This window comes from Pseudidiomarina woesei, assembly GCF_001418345.1.
In the GTDB taxonomy this organism is placed as follows: Bacteria; Pseudomonadota; Gammaproteobacteria; order Enterobacterales; family Alteromonadaceae; genus Pseudidiomarina; species Pseudidiomarina woesei.
The window spans coordinates 155,575-174,332 of record NZ_LIPW01000001.1; the positions used below are offsets into that span (position 1 = coordinate 155,575).

Annotated in this window: 21 protein-coding genes and 1 tRNA gene; 10 read left to right on the plus strand and 12 right to left on the minus strand. The window is 46.1% G+C overall.

Going from position 1 to position 18,758, the window contains the following annotated elements; all coding sequences use genetic code 11:
• Positions 1–63: 63 nt before the first annotated feature.
• Complete coding sequence (locus tag ASC40_RS00765; protein WP_055437887.1) at positions 64–1,668, minus strand: DUF3413 domain-containing protein; 1,605 nt, start codon at positions 1,666–1,668, stop codon at positions 64–66.
• Between the two features lie 15 nt (positions 1,669–1,683).
• Positions 1,684–1,923, minus strand: coding sequence for a DUF1414 domain-containing protein (locus tag ASC40_RS00770; protein WP_245622150.1), 240 nt, complete (start codon positions 1,921–1,923; stop codon positions 1,684–1,686).
• Between the two features lie 53 nt (positions 1,924–1,976).
• Between ASC40_RS00770 and yejK the strand changes: the two genes are divergently transcribed.
• Positions 1,977–3,020 (plus strand): nucleoid-associated protein YejK, encoded by a 1,044-nt coding sequence (gene yejK, locus ASC40_RS00775; protein WP_055437889.1) that lies wholly within the window; start codon positions 1,977–1,979, stop codon positions 3,018–3,020.
• Between the two features lie 62 nt (positions 3,021–3,082).
• Here the strand turns inward: yejK and cspD are convergent, their stop codons facing one another.
• Positions 3,083–3,295, minus strand: a complete 213-nt coding sequence (gene cspD, locus ASC40_RS00780) for a cold shock domain-containing protein CspD (protein WP_055437890.1) — start codon at positions 3,293–3,295, stop codon at positions 3,083–3,085.
• A gap of 248 nt (positions 3,296–3,543) precedes the next feature.
• On the opposite strand from cspD, the gene clpS reads away from it, so the two are divergent.
• Together clpS and clpA are read left to right on the plus strand one after the other, a co-directional pair.
• Positions 3,544–3,852 carry an ATP-dependent Clp protease adapter ClpS gene (clpS, locus tag ASC40_RS00785; protein ID WP_055438494.1) on the plus strand — a complete coding sequence of 103 codons (309 nt, stop codon included), beginning with the start codon at positions 3,544–3,546 and terminating at the stop codon, positions 3,850–3,852.
• Between the two features lie 42 nt (positions 3,853–3,894).
• The gene (gene clpA / locus ASC40_RS00790) at positions 3,895–6,168 is read left to right on the plus strand and encodes an ATP-dependent Clp protease ATP-binding subunit ClpA (RefSeq protein WP_055437891.1); all 2,274 of its coding nucleotides are present in this window, start codon (positions 3,895–3,897) and stop codon (positions 6,166–6,168) included.
• Positions 6,169–6,194: 26 nt separating this feature from the next.
• On the opposite strand, the gene infA is transcribed toward clpA, so the two are convergent.
• The 4 genes from infA to ald all read right to left on the minus strand — a co-directional run bounded on the left by infA (position 6,195) and on the right by ald (position 9,483).
• Positions 6,195–6,413: a translation initiation factor IF-1 gene (infA, locus tag ASC40_RS00795; protein WP_008489926.1), complete on the minus strand. Its 219-nt coding sequence runs from the start codon at positions 6,411–6,413 to the stop codon at positions 6,195–6,197.
• 57 nt (positions 6,414–6,470) lie between these two features.
• Positions 6,471–7,202: a leucyl/phenylalanyl-tRNA--protein transferase gene (gene aat / locus ASC40_RS00800; protein ID WP_055437892.1), complete on the minus strand. Its 732-nt coding sequence runs from the start codon at positions 7,200–7,202 to the stop codon at positions 6,471–6,473.
• A 32-nt stretch (positions 7,203–7,234) separates the two neighbouring features.
• Entirely contained in the window at positions 7,235–8,194 is a 960-nt protein-coding gene (trxB, locus tag ASC40_RS00805) for a thioredoxin-disulfide reductase (RefSeq protein ID WP_055437893.1), read from the minus strand.
• 161 nt (positions 8,195–8,355) lie between these two features.
• Positions 8,356–9,483 (minus strand): alanine dehydrogenase, encoded by a 1,128-nt coding sequence (gene ald / locus ASC40_RS00810; RefSeq protein ID WP_055437894.1) that lies wholly within the window; start codon positions 9,481–9,483, stop codon positions 8,356–8,358.
• A gap of 156 nt (positions 9,484–9,639) precedes the next feature.
• Here ald and lrp point away from each other — a divergent pair, with 156 nt between their 5' ends.
• The 6 genes from lrp (at position 9,640) to serS (ending at position 16,348) form a co-directional block, all read left to right on the plus strand.
• Complete coding sequence (gene lrp / locus ASC40_RS00815; protein ID WP_055437895.1) at positions 9,640–10,131, plus strand: leucine-responsive transcriptional regulator Lrp; 492 nt, start codon at positions 9,640–9,642, stop codon at positions 10,129–10,131.
• A gap of 126 nt (positions 10,132–10,257) precedes the next feature.
• Positions 10,258–12,687, plus strand: a complete 2,430-nt coding sequence (locus ASC40_RS00820) for a DNA translocase FtsK (protein WP_055437896.1) — start codon at positions 10,258–10,260, stop codon at positions 12,685–12,687.
• A gap of 25 nt (positions 12,688–12,712) precedes the next feature.
• On the plus strand, positions 12,713–13,351 hold the full coding sequence (gene lolA, locus ASC40_RS00825; protein WP_055437897.1) for an outer membrane lipoprotein periplasmic chaperone LolA: 639 nt from the start codon (positions 12,713–12,715) through the stop codon (positions 13,349–13,351).
• Positions 13,338–14,678 (plus strand): replication-associated recombination protein A, encoded by a 1,341-nt coding sequence (locus tag ASC40_RS00830; protein ID WP_055437898.1) that lies wholly within the window; start codon positions 13,338–13,340, stop codon positions 14,676–14,678. Before lolA ends, ASC40_RS00830 begins: the two co-directional genes overlap by 14 nt.
• The gene (gene crcB / locus ASC40_RS00835; protein ID WP_055437899.1) at positions 14,671–15,036 is read left to right on the plus strand and encodes a fluoride efflux transporter CrcB; all 366 of its coding nucleotides are present in this window, start codon (positions 14,671–14,673) and stop codon (positions 15,034–15,036) included. Before ASC40_RS00830 ends, crcB begins: the two co-directional genes overlap by 8 nt.
• A gap of 19 nt (positions 15,037–15,055) precedes the next feature.
• A complete protein-coding gene (gene serS, locus ASC40_RS00840; RefSeq protein WP_055437900.1) occupies positions 15,056–16,348 on the plus strand; it encodes a serine--tRNA ligase in 1,293 nt (430 codons plus the stop codon).
• Positions 16,349–16,359: 11 nt separating this feature from the next.
• On the opposite strand, the gene ASC40_RS00845 is transcribed toward serS, so the two are convergent.
• Genes ASC40_RS00845 through ASC40_RS00865 form a run of 5 tightly spaced genes read right to left on the minus strand, consistent with a single transcriptional unit; the run spans position 16,360 to position 18,439 of the window.
• Positions 16,360–16,689, minus strand: a complete 330-nt coding sequence (locus tag ASC40_RS00845) for a TusE/DsrC/DsvC family sulfur relay protein (RefSeq protein ID WP_055437901.1) — start codon at positions 16,687–16,689, stop codon at positions 16,360–16,362.
• Positions 16,682–17,020 carry a hypothetical protein gene (locus ASC40_RS00850; protein ID WP_055437902.1) on the minus strand — a complete coding sequence of 113 codons (339 nt, stop codon included), beginning with the start codon at positions 17,018–17,020 and terminating at the stop codon, positions 16,682–16,684. Before ASC40_RS00850 ends, ASC40_RS00845 begins: the two co-directional genes overlap by 8 nt.
• Before the next feature lie 12 nt (positions 17,021–17,032).
• On the minus strand, positions 17,033–17,380 hold the full coding sequence (locus ASC40_RS00855; protein WP_055437903.1) for a DsrE family protein: 348 nt from the start codon (positions 17,378–17,380) through the stop codon (positions 17,033–17,035).
• Positions 17,377–17,733, minus strand: a complete 357-nt coding sequence (locus tag ASC40_RS00860; protein WP_055437904.1) for a DsrE family protein — start codon at positions 17,731–17,733, stop codon at positions 17,377–17,379. The genes ASC40_RS00855 and ASC40_RS00860 overlap by 4 nt, the downstream gene beginning before the upstream one ends.
• Before the next feature lie 28 nt (positions 17,734–17,761).
• Entirely contained in the window at positions 17,762–18,439 is a 678-nt protein-coding gene (locus tag ASC40_RS00865; RefSeq protein WP_055437905.1) for a Bax inhibitor-1/YccA family protein, read from the minus strand.
• A 221-nt stretch (positions 18,440–18,660) separates the two neighbouring features.
• Between ASC40_RS00865 and ASC40_RS00870 the strand changes: the two genes are divergently transcribed.
• Positions 18,661–18,752 (plus strand) — tRNA-Ser (locus ASC40_RS00870).
• The last annotated feature ends 6 nt before the right edge of the window (positions 18,753–18,758 follow it).

Here is an 18,758-nt window from a genome sequence, read left to right on the forward strand (position 1 = left end):
TATATTACTGAATAATCGCAAATAGGCAAGAGCTAGACGTTTAACTGCTGATTAATTAGACATCTACTCGGTTTGCTCACCACTGAACCTCTTTAATTTACGAATTCCGTCAACTAAAACAGGTGTCGCCGGTGACACTCCTGGAAGAAGTTTTAAGTCGTCGTTGCTAAACGTACGTATGCTCGCATCGGCATTGATGATTGATGTCATTTCTTCGTCATAAACAACTAATTTCTGTCCAAAACTAGTGAGTAACGGTAAGTTTTGCTCATCGTTTTGTAAATCTAACCCAATAGCATAAGCTTTGGCGTTGTCTACGCAACTCATATAGCTACCGAGCACTGTTGGCATAATATCCGTCAGCATTACCATAGGTTGTGCTTTAAGCTGCACGTTAGGGGAGTGTAATAATGCGACCTGCATGGCTTGTGGGGCAAAGGGCTCTTGTGTGCCTGTGGCCGTAGGTGAAACCCCAACAACGAAAATACGGGCTTTACGTTGTAAATGATTTTTAATTATGGCGATGATTTCAGGGGTTACCTGATCAGCCACTGCAATACCTAAAATTGCATTTGGCTGGGTTAGATTAAAGCCAGGAAACGCGTCAAACGCACGCGGCAAGGTCACCTGTTCGGACAGGTTGTTTACTGTGACGTCAACACGATAATCAAGCAAAGTAGACAAATAGACAGGGAGTTTATTGGCATGATTGATCGGCGTTTCATAGAGGTCAGGCAGCGCATAAATAAGCTCAAACATGCCGCTGTCAGTATCGGGATGACCAATAACCGTTGAATTAAAACGGGCGAGCTCAGGTACTGCGCCTTGTAAGTTTTGTAAACCGTCAGCATTCAACGACTGAATGGCCACAACAAGGGTATTCGGAGCTTCTGGCACACGCGCGCATTGCAACTCACGGGTTGGGTAATGCAATTGAATGGATGTACCGCTACGAATGAGTTGCTGCGTTGCTTCGTGGCGCTGCTCGACCAATAACCCATGCTTGCTCATTAGGGTTTTTGCTGTGGTTGGATAACTTAGCGGAAACATATCGTCTTGCTTGGTGATTGGTGTATAAAACACCGCGTCAGCCCAAACATGAATGCTGTGGCTACTTAAAAAGCACAACACGAAAACCGCACCAAACGAGGCACCCCAATGTTTCTCGCGCAGTTTATCAAGACGTTTCCAAGCAATGTTGGCCAGCGCTAACTCAAATACAAGTAGCACGACAAATATGAGCAACATACCCAGTAAAATAAGAAAGCTAGCACCGGCAAAAATAGACTCGGCATCGGTGGCTAACTGCGATAACGAATAAGTATTTAAATGGTAACCATAATTGCGGTAGAACAAGGCATCGGCAACTAATGCGATTAACCCCAATGAGGCAACTAAAGTGGCGATGCCCCGCAAAATACGGGTGTAAGGAATAAGTAGGCAAAACGGAAATAATAAAATAATAAAGGTAATAAACGGCAAAAAAGCAAAATGCCCAAGCCAATTAACGATTAAATACAACACGCCTAAAGCCGTTTCTGGCATTTCACTTGCTTCGATATAGAGTGTACCAATAGCAAGCACCAGCAAAATATTGAAAAACGTAAACCAGTGCCCCCAGCTAATAAGACGGGCTATTTTGTCGCGGCGCTGCTTACGTTTATTCATGGGCCAGTATTACCTTTATGCTTGTTTTGCCATCGATTGTAGCAGCACTTTACCAAATTGTTCAGCGACCTTGTAAGCATCTTCTGGTTTATAACGCGCTGAAATCACATTTGACACCGCATTCCCTAAAGTCATCAAGGCCAAATCGGCGGGTGTTTGGTGTTCTTCTAATACATTTAGTACAGCTTCTAATAATTGCTGTTGGGTTTCAACGTCATACTTAGAAACAATCGGCATCGTTTTTACTCTCAACATGTTAAACTTGCCGCTATAGTACCACAGGGAATAAACAAGGACACCGAGATACCATGCAAGCCGATGTGAAACATAGCATTATCCATCAGTTTTATACCAACGACGGGCAAATTGGCTTACGCGTTGCGCCAGAAACCTTAGCGATTAATGACGAAGTAAGCTTGTTATTAAATGAATTAACCGAGGTTTATAACGCCAAACCAAGCAAAGGGTATGCGCGCTTTATTGATGCTGAGGTTGATGATGCCGAGCAACATCAAATGAGTGAATTCCCCGCTAAACTTGATGCATGGCGTGCTGGACAAGAAGAGTTTGTCGAGTTTTCACAGCAATCGGCAAAAATTTTGCACCAACAGTTACAGCATTACGGCATTTTAGAACCTGGTTTTCTTGTCATTGCCAGCTACACGGAACGCGGCCAAGACTTTTTAGTTGTAGCTTTTTTGCCTAGCAAAGACGGAGTTACTATTGCGCCAGACCTTTCAGTAGATCGTTCTTCTCAACTAGATATAAATAAGGTTCAGCTAGCTGCAACAATTAACCTTACCGAGTGGAAGGAAGAGCCTGACTCGGCCACCTATATTTCATTTATTAAAGGACGTGTTGGCCGTAAAGTTTCAGATTTCTTTTTAGACTTTCTTGGCTGTGCTGAAGGCTTGAATGCCAAAAAGCAGTCTCAACAGTTGGTTGAAAGCTTGCACAGTTATGTGAAGGACGCAGCGCTTCCCACCGAACAAGCTAACGCATTGCGTAAATCGGTGTACGACATTTGCGACACGTCTTGGCAAAACAACGAGCCGGTACGTGTGAAAGACTTGTCAGAACAACTCCGAGAGTCGGTGCCAACCGAACGTAGTTTCGCAGACTTCACTGCCAGCCAAGAGCAACCATTGCCAGAGGAAATTCGCGCAGATAGAACAACACTTCGTAAGTTGGTTAAGTTTCAGGGGCAGGGCGGTGGTTTAAGCCTTGGTTTTGACCAAGAGCTATTAGGAAGCCGCATAGAGTACGACCCTAATACCGATAAGCTGACCGTACACGGCACACCACCGAATTTACGAGAGCAGTTGCGCCGTTACTTTGGCATTGATAGCTGAGTGAATGAGAACAAAAAACGCCGGCAAGCCGGCGTTTTTGTTAATTTGGTGCGATGGGGTATTTACTTACCTTGCACCGGAGTAATGTTGGTTGCGTGCAACCCTTTAGGACCTTCTTCGAGTTGAAACTCAACGTCTTGTCCAGCTTTCAAGGTACGATAGCCTTCCATTTCAATAGTTGAGTAATGTGCAAAAATATCGCCTTCGCGATCTTCCGCCTCGATAAAGCCAAAACCTTTTGAGTTATTGAACCATTTCACTTTACCGGTTGCCATACTTCTACTTCCTTTATTCTGCATTTAAAATTTAGTTATTGTTAGAATGGTTGCCAACATAAGCGTTGAAAAACTGCTTTGTTAACACCATGTTTTACTCTAGGTGAGTTTGAGTGATAGTCAAGGCGTTTTTTGTGTGATTTCTGAACAAATTGATTATTTAGTCTGAACTTTTGCATCAATCTTAAAATTTTATTAAGCCAATTGTTTAATAACCGACTATATATAAGTTAAGGGGCGTCATGGGTATGACACGCCATCACCAAGTTCATGATGAACAGGTAGCTGATAAAAGTAAGCTGCAGCCACCACCCATGTATAAGGTGATATTAAATAATGATGATTACACGCCCATGGATTTTGTGGTGGAAGTACTCATTAAGTTTTTTCGAATGGACCAAGAGCGGGCAACGGACACTATGCTTACCATTCATTATAAAGGGCGCGCAATTTGTGGCGTCTACTCTGCCGAAATAGCAGAAACCAAAGTAGTGCAAGTGAACCAGTATGCACGGGAACATCAACATCCGCTGTTATGTTCCATGGAAAAAGCCTAATGTTTGTGCGCGGTACGCTGGTTGGCCTAAAAGGAGTAACTCATGTTAAATAAAGCGCTAGAAATTACGTTAAATGATGCTTTTCGCATTGCGCGCGACCGTCGTCATGAGCTGATGACTGTCGAGCATCTGTTATTAGCTTTATTAGATAACCCGGAGGCGTCACAGGCGCTGCGGGCTTGTGGGCTTGAGTTTACTCACTTAAAACAAGAACTCTTAAGTTACGTTGAACGCAGCACACCGAGTTTTGATGATGAAAGTAGCGATACCGACACGCAGCCAACCTTAGGTTTTCAGCGTGTGCTGCAACGCGCTGTATTTCACGTGCAGTCGTCTGGCAATAGCGAGGTAACCGGTGCCAATGTGTTGGTGGCCATATTTGGTGAACAAGAGTCGCATGCGGTGTATTTACTCAATAAACACGATATTACACGGCTTGATGTGGTGCATTACTTGTCGCATGGGTTATCTAAAATTGATGATGAAAACCCGCAGCAAGAGTCTTCCGACGCAGATAATATGGAAAGCCAAGCTGAAGAGCAACAAAGCTTTCTAAAACGTTTTTGTAGTAACTTGAATGCGCGCGCGCGAGATGGGCGTATCGATCCACTCATTGGCCGTGACGACGAGCTTGAACGTTGTATACAGGTGCTGTGCCGTCGGCGCAAAAACAACCCATTATTAGTTGGGGAAGCGGGAGTTGGTAAAACTGCTATCGCCGAAGGTTTGGCGTATCGTATTGTTAACGACGAGGTACCTGAGGTTATCAGCAATGCGGTTATTTATTCGTTAGACATGGGTGGCTTGTTAGCTGGAACCAAGTATCGCGGTGACTTTGAGAAGCGTTTCAAACAACTATTAAAAGAGTTAGCTGATCAACCGGACGCTATTCTGTTTATCGATGAAATTCACACCATTATTGGGGCAGGCGCGGCCAGTGGTGGGGTGTTAGATGCCTCAAATTTACTGAAACCATTGTTAAGTAGCGGTGAGCTTAAATGCATTGGCTCAACCACTTATGCTGAATTTAAGAATATATTCGAAAAAGACCGTGCATTAGTGCGCCGCTTTCAAAAGATAGATGTTTTAGAGCCTTCGGTTGACGACACAACTCGAATTTTACAAGGCTTAAAAGAACGATACGAAGCGCATCACGGTATTCGATATACGCAACCAGCCATTCGTGCTGCCGCAGAGTTATCGGCGCGTTACATTAATGAGCGTCATTTGCCAGACAAAGCGATTGATGTTCTTGACGAAGCCGGTGCTAGCCAACGCTTGCTGCCGCCATCGCGTCGCAAGAAAACGATTGGCGCGCAAGACATTGAAAGCATTATCGCTAAAATGGCGCGAATTCCTGAACAGTCGGTATCACGTACCGACCAACAGCTGTTAAAAAACCTTGATCGTAATTTGAAATTAGTGGTGTTTGGGCAAGATCAAGCCATTGAACAGCTCACTTCCGCAATTCGATTGTCGCGCTCGGGCTTAGGTGCCGAACAAAAACCTATTGGCTCGTTTCTTTTTGCAGGCCCAACTGGGGTAGGTAAAACAGAAATTACGCAACAGTTAGCAAAAGCCCTAGGTATTGAGTTTCAGCGGTTTGACATGTCGGAATATATGGAACGCCATGCGGTTAGCCGTTTAATTGGTGCGCCACCGGGTTATGTTGGTTTTGATCAAGGCGGCTTATTAACCGATGCCATTATTAAGCATCCGCATTGTGTACTGCTGCTTGACGAAATAGAAAAAGCGCATAGCGATATTTACAATATTTTGTTGCAGGTGATGGACCACGGCACGTTAACCGACAACAATGGCCGTAAAGCAGATTTTCGCAACGTTATTTTGGTTATGACAACCAACGCTGGGGTGCAGGAAACCGTGCGGCAGTCGATTGGTTTCCAACAACAAGATCATGCGCCAGACGCAATGGTGGAAATTAACCGAACATTTTCACCTGAGTTTAGAAACCGGCTTGATAGCATTGTTTGGTTTAATCACTTAAACCAAAACGTGATAGAGCAAGTGGTGGATAAATTTGTGTGTGAACTACAAGCGCAGTTAGATAAAAAACATGTGTCGCTTGAACTTGATCCTGCTGCTGTAAAATGGCTGGCAGAAAAAGGCTACGACAAAACCATGGGCGCTCGACCCATGGCCCGGGTTATTCAAGAGCACCTGAAAAAGCCGTTAGCCAACGAAATTCTGTTTGGTAAACTTGCGCAGGGCGGTGCCGTGCGAGTTAGTGTCGTTAAAGGTGAGCTAAACTTAGCAATTGAAGAGCGTGAAGCGCGCGGTTCAACAGCCGACTAGGCTGTTGAACTGCAAGCGAACACGTATTAACGAGCGCGGAAGACGATACGGCCTTTCGTTAGGTCGTATGGAGTAAGCTGAACCGTGACGGTGTCGCCGGTTAAAATGCGAATGTAGTGTTTGCGCATTTTGCCAGAAATGTGTGCAGTCACCACGTGACCGTTTTCTAGTTCTACGCGAAACATTGTGTTTGGTAAGGTATCTAGAACCGTACCTTGCATTTCAATGCTGTCTTCTTTTGCCATTCAAATCCTCGATAATTCATGTGATGCTACGAAAAGTGGCCAGAATTTTAGCGGTTTTTACCGACAAATGCCACTTATACATTCGTTAATCGGGGCTTTTAACCTGCGAACTGTCCAAAAATCTGAACAAAACCGGCTTGATGATGGGTTCAAGAAGCGCAAATACTGTTCACGAGCTATGTTATGAGCGCCAAGAGTTTCGGTGTGCGAATTACTAATCTGCACGTCTATACATCGGCCACCGGCGCTAAAAAAATGCTGAGCGAAGGTAATCAAAGCGATTTTGCTGGCATTGGTAACAGTATGAAACATGCTTTCGGCACAAAATACATGGCCCACACTAACACCGTACATTCCACCTACTAGTTTCTTTTCTTGCCAAACCTCGACAGAGTGAGCGCGGCCGTGTTCATGCAACTGTAAATATGCTGAAATCATTTCAGGATGAATCCAAACGCCACGACCCGCCGCTTCGTGGACGTTGGCACAGGCGTTTATGACATCGCTAAATGCATGATTTAAAGTAACTTCAAGGTTGCTTTTACGCAGAAGGCGTCGCATTGAGCGACTTACATGTAAGCTTTGCGGGGTTATGATGGTGCGTGGATTAGGGCTCCACCACAAAATAGGGTCTTGCTCGGCATACCAAGGAAAAATACCACGTTCGTAGGCTGCAATCAGGCGTTCGACGGATAAATCGCCACCAAAGGCCAATAAGCCATTAGGTTCGCTAAGGGCGAGCTGAACAGAAGGAAACTGATGTGCGGCTGCACTAAGCTGAAACACCAGTTCCTCCTGCTAAAACGTCACTAGCTCAACGTTTAGGCTTTGGTTAAGCCGTCTAAATAGCGCTCAGCATCTAAAGCAGCCATACAACCGGTGCCGGCAGAGGTAATTGCTTGGCGATAGATATGATCCATCACGTCGCCGGCCGCAAATACCCCAGGTACGCTAGTTGCTGTGGCGTTGCCGTGCAAGCCTGATTTCACCACAATGTAGCCGTCGTGCATTTCGAGTTGGTCAGCAAAAATTCCAGTATTTGGCTGGTGACCAATAGCAATAAAGCAGCCCATAACGTCAAGGTCACTTAGGCTGCCGTCTTGAGTGTCTTTCATACGCACGCCAGTTACGCCTGAGTCATCGCCAAGTACCTCATCAAGCGTTTTATTGAGGTGCAAAGTAACGTTGCCATTATTGGCCTTGTCCATTAAACGGTCGACCAAAATTTTTTCTGCGCGGAAGGTATCGCGACGATGAATCACGTGAACTTCGCTGGCGATATTGGCTAAGTAGAGCGCTTCTTCAACCGCAGTATTACCACCACCAACAACGGCAACTTTTTGATTGCGATAAAAGAAACCATCACAGGTTGCACACGCTGACACACCACGACCCATAAACGCTTGCTCTGAGTCTAAGCCTAAATATTTGGCTGAAGCGCCGGTGGCAATAATAACGGCGTCTGCAGTGTATTCGCCAGAGTCGCCAAATAGTTTTAATGGTTTCGCGCTGAAATCTACGCGGTTGATGTGATCAAACACCATTTCGGTATTAAATTTTTCGGCATGTTGTTGCATGCGAACCATTAAGTCTGGGCCAGTTAAGTCCTCTGGATCACCAGGCCAATTTTCAACTTCCGTTGTTGTGGTTAATTGCCCACCTTGCTGCATACCGGTTACTAACACTGGGTTGAGATTCGCACGAGCGGCGTAAACTGCGGCGGTATAACCAGCCGGGCCTGACCCAAGAATAAGTAGGCGGCAATGTTTGGCGTCTGCCATAAGAAATGTACTCCGTATATTTTAATTTGTTATCACTAGCATGGGGTCGATTGTAGGGATTCCAAGCCTATGAAACAAGAGACCCGCGCAGGAAATCCGACGCGGGTCTTGTCAAGCTTGCCTAACAGCCTAGTTGCATCGCAAGTTAGGTTTAAGCACGCTTACGCTTTTACAGCTTCGGCTGGGTCTAAATAGTCAAGACCTAATTGCGCGCCTAAGTCGTCATGCACTGCTTTGTAGGTAATTTTACCTTTGTGCATGTTCAAGCCATTCAGTAGGTGTGGATCGTCAGCCATGGCTTTTAAACCTTTATTAGCCAGCGCCAAACCAAATGGCAGGGTGGCGTTGTTCAGTGCAATCGTTGAGGTGCGCGCAACACCGCCTGGCATGTTAGCAACACAATAGTGTATTACGTCTTCAACCACATAAGTTGGGTCTTGATGGGTGGTTGCTTTTGACGTTTCAAAGCAGCCGCCTTGGTCAATTGCAACGTCAACAACCACTGAACCTGGCTTCATGTTTTGTAAATGTTCGCGAGTTAGCAATTTAGGTGCTGCTGCGCCTGGAATAAGTACCGCGCCAATCACTAAATCGGCTTCACGCGAGAACACATCAATTGCATCGACAGTAGAGTAGATTGTTTTTACACGGCCCGCGAAAATATCGTCAAGTTGACGCAAACGCGGTAAAGAACGGTCTAGAATAGTTACATCAGCGCCCATACCAACAGCCATTTTGGCCGCTTGGGTACCAACAACACCACCACCAATAACCAATACCTTAGCTGGAGCTACGCCAGGCACACCGCCTAACAGGGTGCCACTACCACCATTAGCTTTTTCTAAATGGTGCGCACCAGCTTGAATAGACATACGGCCCGCAACTTCGCTCATTGGCGCTAGCAATGGTAAACCACCATTGCGATCAGTTACTGTTTCATAAGCAATGGCGGTAACACCGGCTTTTGCTAACAGCTCGGTTTGCACTGGGTCTGGCGCTAAATGCAAGTAAGTATAAAGAATTTGACCTTCACGCAATTGCTCGCACTCGTGTGGCTGAGGCTCTTTTACTTTGATGATCATTTCGGCTTTGGCAAAGATTTCTTTGGCGTCGGCAATAATAGTTGCGCCGGCTTGCTCATAATCTTCATTGGTGAAGCCAATGGCTAAGCCACCATTTTGTTCAACCATTACCTGATGGCCGTGTGCAACATATTCACGCACTGCGGCAGGGGTAAGACCAATGCGGTACTCATGGTTTTTAATTTCTTTAGGTACACCAATCAGCATGGTTGTGCTTCTCCAATTCTGTATTTGTCGTTGAATAATGACTTGTATGAAATAAACGGCGGCATTATAGATGATAACCACGGTGTGTTTCGTGCTTTTTTTTAGCCTTTTTATAGCGTATAAATAGGTTTTATAATACCTAAACAGAGAAAAAGTATGTTTGAACCTGAAGAACCGGTGGAAATAACTATTGACCGCCTAGACCGAAAGATCTTGAGAATTTTGCAAGATGATGGGCGCATAAGTAACGTCAACCTTGCGCAACGTGTCGGGCTAAGTCCAACCGCTTGTAATGAGCGCGTGCGTAAGCTTGAACGTGAAGGTGTACTTGACGGTTATCACGCCCGAATTAACCCTGCTAAATTGGGCGCCAACCTTATGGTGTTCGTCGAAATTACACTAACCCGCACCTCGCCCGACGCATTCGCTGAATTTAGCGATGCAGTGCGTGAAACTCCTGAAATATTGGAATGTCATTTGGTTGCTGGTGATTTTGACTTTCTCATTAAAGCTCGCGTGCCAGATATGCCTTCGTATCGTAAGTTGTTAGGCGAAACCATCTTGACTATGCCGGGCGTTAACGAGTCACGCACCTATGTGGTGATGGAAGAAATTAAAGACGACAATAAAGTATTGATTAAAGGTTAAGAAAAGCATGGTATAAATAGCTGAATAAGCCATGAAGGCGCGCTACAATAACAACAAATAGAACATAAGAACGACAATAGGGAATAAATCAACCATGGCACATCATCTAGGTCTCCGGAGTTTTACATGAGCGGTGTCCAACGCGTACTTGAGGTTGGCCTGATACTGTGCGGCGCTTTTGCGATATTTTTGTTTTTAGCGCTCGCCAGCTTTAACCCAGCCGACCCAAGTTGGTCACAAACAGGCTACGAGGGCACTATACATAATGCCGCCGGCGCCATTGGTGCGTGGTTTGCTGATGCCTTGCTGTTTGCGTTTGGTTTTGTTGCCTATTTATTGCCTTTTGGTCTTGCCGCTTTGGGCTATGTGATGTTTCGCCAACCGCATCGATTACTTGAGTTGGATTATTTAGCCGTTGGTTTGCGTTTAATCGGTTTGGTACTCACGCTAATAGGTGCTTCTGCTTTAGCTTCTTTAAACTTCAGTAATATTTACTCGTTTTCTGCCGGTGGGGTAGTGGGCGATGTGATAAGTTTGTCGTTATTACCGTATTTTAATGTCATTGGCACCACTTTATTGTTGCTCACCTTTTTATGCACAGGTTTGACGTTGGTTACCGGCATTTCGTGGATTTTGTTGGCTGATAAATTGGGTGAGGTCACTATTGCCGGTACTTTAGGCTTGATTAAAAATAGCCAGCGTTTAGTGCATTGGATAAAAGATCGTCCACGCAAAGAGCGCGTTCCAAAAGCAGTAAAAGAAGATAGAAAGCCAGCGTTAGCACCTAGCCATAAAACGTTACCGGCAACGCAAATACGCCAAGAGCCCGAACTTGATCTCGATCTTGCAATTAGTGCGGTCGACGATGATGATGACGACGCCATTGAAAAGCCCGACGAGCATGCACGCTTTGCACCTAAACCAGCGCGCAAGTCAGTCGCGAACAAGGCTTCAAGCACTGATGCCGACAGGCTCGAAACAGAAAATGAAGCGGAAGATACTGTTGTGGAGAAGGTTTCAACAAGCGCTGAAGCAAACGGCAGCGGTAATTCTCTCAGTGGTGACCCGCTACCGTCAATTGAATTGCTAGATAAACCAAGCAAAACCGGCAATCCGTTAACGCCTGAAGAATTGGCTCAAGTTAGCCAAACAGTTGAAGCTGTGCTGCAAGACTTTGGCGTTGAAGTTAAAGTGGCCAACGTACAGCCCGGCCCAGTTATTACGCGCTTTGAGCTTGATTTAGCGCCGGGCGTAAAAGTATCAAAAATTTCTAATTTAGATAAAGACATCGCGCGCTCATTAAGCGCTATTTCAGTGCGCGTGGTGGAAGTAATTCCCGGCAAGTCTTACGTGGGTTTAGAGTTACCCAATAAAAGCCGCGAAACTGTATTCTTTAGCGAAGTGATAGCCTGCGACGCTTTCCAGCAAAGTGCTGCCCCGTTAACCATGGTTCTCGGTAAAGGTATTTCTGGCGCACCTGTGGTGGTCGACTTGGCCAAAATGCCACACTTGTTGGTGGCCGGTACAACTGGCTCAGGTAAGTCGGTTGGTGTGAACGTAATGATTTTGAGCTTGCTTTACAAGAGTTCTCCAGAAGACGTGCGGCTCATTATGATCGACCCCAAAATGCTTGAGCTTTCGGTTTATGAAGGTATTCCACATTTGCTCACCGAAGTAGTTACCGACATGAAAGATGCCGCTAATGCGTTACGTTGGTGCGTTGGCGAAATGGAGCGCCGCTATAAACTCATGTCAGCGCTTGGGGTGCGTAACCTTAAAGGCTATAACCAAAAAGTGTTGGACGCCATTGAAGCTGGCGAACCGCTACGTGACCCAATTTGGAAGCCAGGCGATTCAATGGACGAGTTGCCACCTTATTTAGAAAAACTGCCAAGTATAGTGGTGGTTATAGATGAATTTGCCGACATGATGATGATTGTCGGTAAAAAAGTTGAAGAACTTATTGCACGAATTGCACAAAAGGCACGTGCCGCTGGTATTCATTTAATTTTGGCAACACAGCGCCCGTCGGTAGACGTTATTACCGGATTAATAAAAGCAAATATTCCAACGCGTATTGCTTTTCAAGTGCAGTCAAAAATTGATTCACGCACCATTTTAGACCAACCCGGAGCCGATCAATTGTTGGGGCAGGGCGACATGCTTTATTTACCTCCAGGTAGCGGTGTTCCAACGCGTGTGCACGGTGCATTTGTGGACGACCATGAAGTTCACGCAGTGGTTGCCGATTGGAAAAAACGTGGTAAACCCAATTACTTGGACGAAATACTTAATGGCAGCCTAGACGAAGATAATTTGTTACCTGGCGAGCAGCTTGACCTAGGTGATGAAGAAAGCGACCCGTTATATGATGAGGCCGTCGCCTTTGTAACAGAAACGCGCCGGGTCTCCGTGTCGAGTGTACAGCGCAAATTTAGAATTGGTTATAACCGCGCGGCCCGTATTGTGGAACAAATGGAAGCAAGTGGTGTCGTTAGTAGTGCAGGCAATAATGGTCAGCGGGAAGTTATAGCGCCGCGTGCACCGCGTGATTAACCTAAGTTGTAATGGATAAATCATTATGAAGTTATTGAAATACATTGCTGCCACGGCAGCTTGCACAACTATTTATTTGGCAAGTGCGCCGGTTGGGGCCACCGAAGCGGATCGTCAAGCATTATTGAAACGGTTGCACGACCTCACAACTTTGAGAGCTGATTTTAGCCAACAGGTAACCGACATAAACGGCGAATTAGTGCAGCAGTTACACGGTAATATGGCGTTATCTCGCCCGAATTTATTGCATTGGCAGACCGATGCGCCTGACGAAACGCTAATGATCGCTGACGGCGAAAACTTGTGGTACTACAACCCATTTGTAGAACAAGTTACGGTGTATGACCAAACTAATGCCGTTTCACAAAGCCCATTACTCTTGCTTTTAGACGGAGAAAGTGGGGCTTGGCAACAGTATGACGTTAAAGCAGAGGGTAATAGCTTTGCTTTGCAACCTAAGCCTAATGCTGATAGTTCTCAAAGTTTACAGCTGGTTTTTGCCGAAGACGGCGTTGACGCAGCCATTACGCGTATAATTCTGGACGATGGGCAAGGTCAAATTAGTACCATTAATTTAGAAAACGTGGTGCTAAATCAGGCGCTCAGTGAATCATTGTTCCAGTTTGAGATACCCGACGGAGTTGATGTGGATGACCAGCGCTAATGGCGAATTAGCGTTCGCGCCAGACTTTCGACCATTGGCCGCCAAAATGCGGCCGCGGCAGTTGTCTGAATATATCGGCCAACAACATATTCTAGCCCCTGGTAAGCCCTTGTATGAGGCAATAAGCCGGGGGCTTTTGCATTCCATGATTCTGTGGGGCCCGCCCGGAACTGGTAAAACAACCTTAGCAGAGTTAGTCGCGTTAAGTGGCTCGGCTGAACTTGACCGTATTAGTGCCGTCACCGCGGGTGTTAAGGATATACGGGCCGCTATTGAAACCGCGAAACAGCGTGCAAACGTGCAGCAAAAGCGCACAGTTTTGTTTGTTGACGAAGTACACCGCTTTAACAAAAGCCAACAAGATGCGTTTTTGCCTCACATAGAAGACGGCACCATTATTTTTGTTGGAGCAACCACCGAAAACCCCGCGTTTGAATTAAATAACGCGTTACTGTCGCGTACGCGTGTATATCGTTTACAGCTGCTTGCCGACGAAGAAATTAACCACGTAATTACCCAAGCGTTAACCGACCGAGAACGAGGGTTAGGGGAGCGCCAGTTAGCCCTAAGCCCTGAAGCACTCGAGTTTCTTATTCATAGTGCCGCTGGTGATGCACGCAAGGCGCTTAATTTTTTAGAAATTTGTGCCGATGCGGCCACTAATGACAGTATTGACCTGAAGCTAGTGCAAGAAGCTGTGGGCAAACGCCAAGCGTCGTTTGATAAGCAAGGCGATGCCTATTACGAATTGCTTTCGGCACTACACAAATCGGTTCGTGGCTCGTCACCCGATGGTGCATTATATTGGTATGCGCGTATTCTGCATGGCGGTGGTGACCCGTTGATTGTTGCGCGCCGCGTTTTGGCTATTGCGTCTGAAGACATTGGCAACGCAGACCCACGGGCAATGCAATTAGCATTGAACGCCTGGGACACCTTTACGCGCGTAGGCCCTGCAGAGGGCGAGCGTGCTATCGCCCAAGCATTGATTTTTTGTGCCATGGCACCGAAAAGCAATGCGGTTTATCGCGCGTTTAATCAAGCTAAGCAACTCGCCGAAGAATATCCCGATTTGCCGGTACCTAAGCATTTAACTAACGCGCCAACCAAACTGCATAAGGCAGAAGGGTACGGGATTGATTATCGCTATGCCCATGACTACCCACACGCGTTTGTTGCCGGTGAACGTTATGTGCCATATGAACTAAAAGACATTCAATTATATCAGCCCAGTGATAGAGGCCTTGAAAAACAGCTGTTGGACAAATTAAATTGGTTACAACAACACAACCAAAATAGCCCTTGGCAACGAGACAACCATGACTAACTTTTTGTGGGTAGCACTAGGCGGAGCGTTAGGCGCAAGCGCGCGTTACGGTGTGGGTTTATTGCTAATAAATTTTAGTAATTTATTTCCTTTCGCAACACTAATCGTTAACATAGCAGGCTCATTTTTATTGGCTTGGCTATTCGCAGCACAATACGCAGCGCCCGCCGCAGAGCAGCAACTTTGGTTGTTTTTAGGGGTGGGTGTACTAGGCGCATTTACCACGTTTTCGACATTTTCGTTAGACCTGGTATTGCTGTTACAACACGGCGACTGGTTAAAAGCCACATTATACGCATTGCTCAACGTCTTCGGCTGCCTTGGTGCAGTGCTGTTGGCGTTATGGATAAAGATTTAAACCAACGATTGGGAACCACATGTTAGACGCTAAGTTATTTCGTAGTGAACTCGCACAAACCGCAGAGCGCCTGAAAGTTGCTCGTAACTTTTTGTTAGATGTTGAGCGTTTAGAAGCGCTTGAGCAACAACGCAAAGACTTGCAGGTGCGCACTGAATCGCTACAAGCTGAGCGTAATGCCCGATCAAAATCTATTGGCCAAGCCAAAGCTAAAGGCGAAGATATTGCGCCGTTGTTGGCCGCCGTTGATGATCTTGGTGCGCAACTTGAAGCCGCAAAAGCTGAATTAAATGAGGTACAAACGCAACTGCAAGACATTATTGCTGGTGTACCGAATTTGCCAGACGAAAGTGTACCCATGGGCGCCGATGAAGATGACAATCAAGAAGTTAGCCGCTGGGGTACGCCGCGTGAATTTACTTTTGAGCCTAAAGATCACGTTGATGTTGCAGCGAACATTGTCAATGGAATGGACTTTGACCAAGGTGCAAAACTTGCGGGTGCGCGCTTTGTTGTGTTGAAAGGCCAAATAGCCCGTTTGCACCGTGCATTAGCGCAGTTCATGATTGATCTGCACACTACCGAGCACGGCTATGAAGAAGCCTACGTGCCATATTTGGTGAATCAAGAAACCCTATATGGCACTGGCCAATTACCGAAATTTGGTGAAGATTTATTTCATGTCAAAGGCGCAACCGAAAATCAAGTGCCATTATCGTTAATTCCAACAGCTGAAGTGCCATTGACCAATTTATGGCGTGATGAAATTGCAGACGAACATCAGCTACCCATTCAATATGTAGCGCACACGCCATGTTTCCGCAGCGAGGCGGGCTCTCACGGTCGTGACACCCGTGGCTTAATTCGACAACACCAGTTTGATAAGGTTGAGTTGGTGTGGTTAGTGCAGCCGGAAGCGTCAATGGATACCCTTGAAATGCTAACCGGTCACGCCGAGAAAGTTCTGCAATTGCTAGAGCTGCCATACCGCAAAGTGTTGTTGTGTACCGGTGACATGGGCTTTGGCGCTGCGAAAACCTATGATCTTGAAGTATGGGTGCCGTCACAACAGAAATACCGTGAAATTAGCTCATGCTCAAACATGTGGGATTTCCAAGCTCGCCGCATGCAAGCGCGTTTTCGTCGTAAAGGCGCCAAAAAGCCAGAATTAATGCATACATTAAACGGCTCAGGCCTTGCGGTAGGGCGCACCTTGGTTGCGCTGCTTGAAAATAATCAACAAGCTGACGGCTCAGTGACTATTCCAAAAGCCTTGCAACCTTATATGGGCGGCGTTGAAAAAATAGGCTAAATAGGGTGTGTTTAAATGCACTTTGCGGGCTTGGGTAAGCCCGCAATGCGCGTTGCCTGTTTGGCTGGGCCTTTCGGAAATAGCTTATATAAATACATGCTATTGGCCTTGTCGGCACCCAAACTCTTTCCAATAGCTTTTACCAATACGCGCATAGCAGGGCTGGTGTCATAGGTTTTATAAAACTCCCGCACAAAATTGACAACTTCCCAGTGAGCTTCGGTTAGCGCGATATTTTCTAGCGTTGCTATATATTCGGCTAGTTCCGGTGACCACTCTTCAAAGTTTGCCAAATATTCATGTTTATCGGTTGCGTATGTGCGCCCGTTTAATTCAAACATTGTCCCACACCATATATTGGTCAGCTTCAATGGTTAGCTCTACCCAGCGCGCGTCACCTAACTGAATAACCGAAGCTGGAAGTTGGTCTTGTATATTCAGCAACTCAATTTCTGAGTGCAATGCATAAGGGTGTACCGGCAAGGTGTCGATGATGGCTGGGTTGGCAACAAGGTGTAGCAGCGCTTGCTCGCTGAATATAAGAGTAGCGCCGGCGTGTACCCAACGTTTCAGCCATTCGCTAGAAGGCCAATTTCGCACCAAATAAACACGATTACTTTGCTCTGTTAACGGGGACTGCGGTATGTGCGGCGCATCAATTTCGACATTCATCGTACTTGTTCCTTAATAAACCAGCGTGTTGCTAAGACTGTTGATTTTTTCGCGCCAGCTGTCGGCATCAAGCACCTCAACTTGAGCAATAAAATCGTCGGTTTGCCAGCCGTGGGCTGCTAGTTCCTCAGCCTGCACCCATGGTGCGGGGCAGTCAAATAACTCAAGCATGGCATAACGTTTATGCAATGATTGAACTTCGCTGGAACTAGCTTCACTGCGCAGCCATAAGCGCAAACCATCGCCGCTAAGCACTAATTGTGGGTTTAAATCTAAGCTTGCCAAGGCTAACAGCATGTCTTGACCAAGCTTGGCTTGCGGTGAGTTCGCACTGGTTGTTTGAATGATAGCCATGCTCATAGCTGCACCACCCGATCAGCCGCAGCAGCAGCCATCGCAAACTCAGTAAGGCCGCCATTTTGAAACGGTGGCACCAGAGTGTCTGTCGTCATTGAATAGCGTTGCTCAGCAACCGTATTACAAATGACTAAAGGAATATTGTGCTGCTGCGAAAGTTGCAACCAGTTGTTTATAAGTTCGGTTTGAGTGCTAGTGGAGGCATGCAAAACGGCGTCTGCATAAAAGAAAATCATGTCTATTTGGTGCCCAGAAACAAGCGCAGCCTGTGCGTATTTAAACGCTAACAGGCTGCGATTTTGTGCGGGGGCGGGTGCTGCCGGAGCAGCGTGTAAAGCTAAAACAAGTCGCGCCACGCGAATTCCTTACATAAGTTGGCTGTTGTTATTCATCACCACCAGCAAATGCCAACAGGATTTGAATTAAGCTAACAAAAATATTGTAGATAGAAACATATAACGTCACAGTCGCTAACACATAGTTACGCTCGCCGCCGTGAATAATCGAACTGGTTTGCATTAAAATGGCACCCGCTGAGAATAAAATAAATAGAGCGGATAAGGTAAGCTGTAACGCTGGCATGTTCAGGAAGATATTTGCAATGAACGCAACAATCAACACAACAAATAATGCCATCATCATGCCACCCAAAAACGACATGTCTTTTTTGGTGGTTAATACATACGCTGACAACGCAAAGAAAATAAGTGCGGTGCCGCCTAATGCGGTCATGATGATTTGATCACCAGCTGGCCCAATGGCGCTGATCATGCCAAGAATAGGGCCTAAGGTGTAACCCATAAAGCCTGTTAGGGCGAATACTGAAACTAAACCCATCGCGCTATTTGCGGTTTTATGCACTAAGAACAACAAGCCGTAGAAACCTACCAGCGTAATAATAAAGCCAGGGTGAGGTAAGCCCATGCTTGCCGATAAAAACGCTGTGAAAGCGCTGAACGCTAGGGTAAGGCCCAATAACATGTATGTATTACGCAATACTTTATTGGTCTGTAATACTGACTCACCACGTTGAGTGGTTGAAATGTGAGCTTGGTTACTCATGTAGTTCTCCGTGTTGTTCGCAAAAACCTATCTAACGACAAGTCGTGTACCGAGAGTGTACCCTATAAATGGGTACTAAAGGCAATGCTTTCAAGCGAATATTTGCCCTAATTGTATAAAATGACAGCAAACGAACCAAATGGTTTAAATTTTTACTTTACAACGGAGTTTTAGCTCTTTATCATTCGCTTCGTCTTGAGGCAACAAGCCTTAACGACCGCGGAGAGATGGCAGAGTTCGGTTGAATGCACCTGACTTGAAATCAGGCGTGGGCTCGCGCCCACCGGGGGTTCGAATCCCTCTCTCTCCGCCACTATTC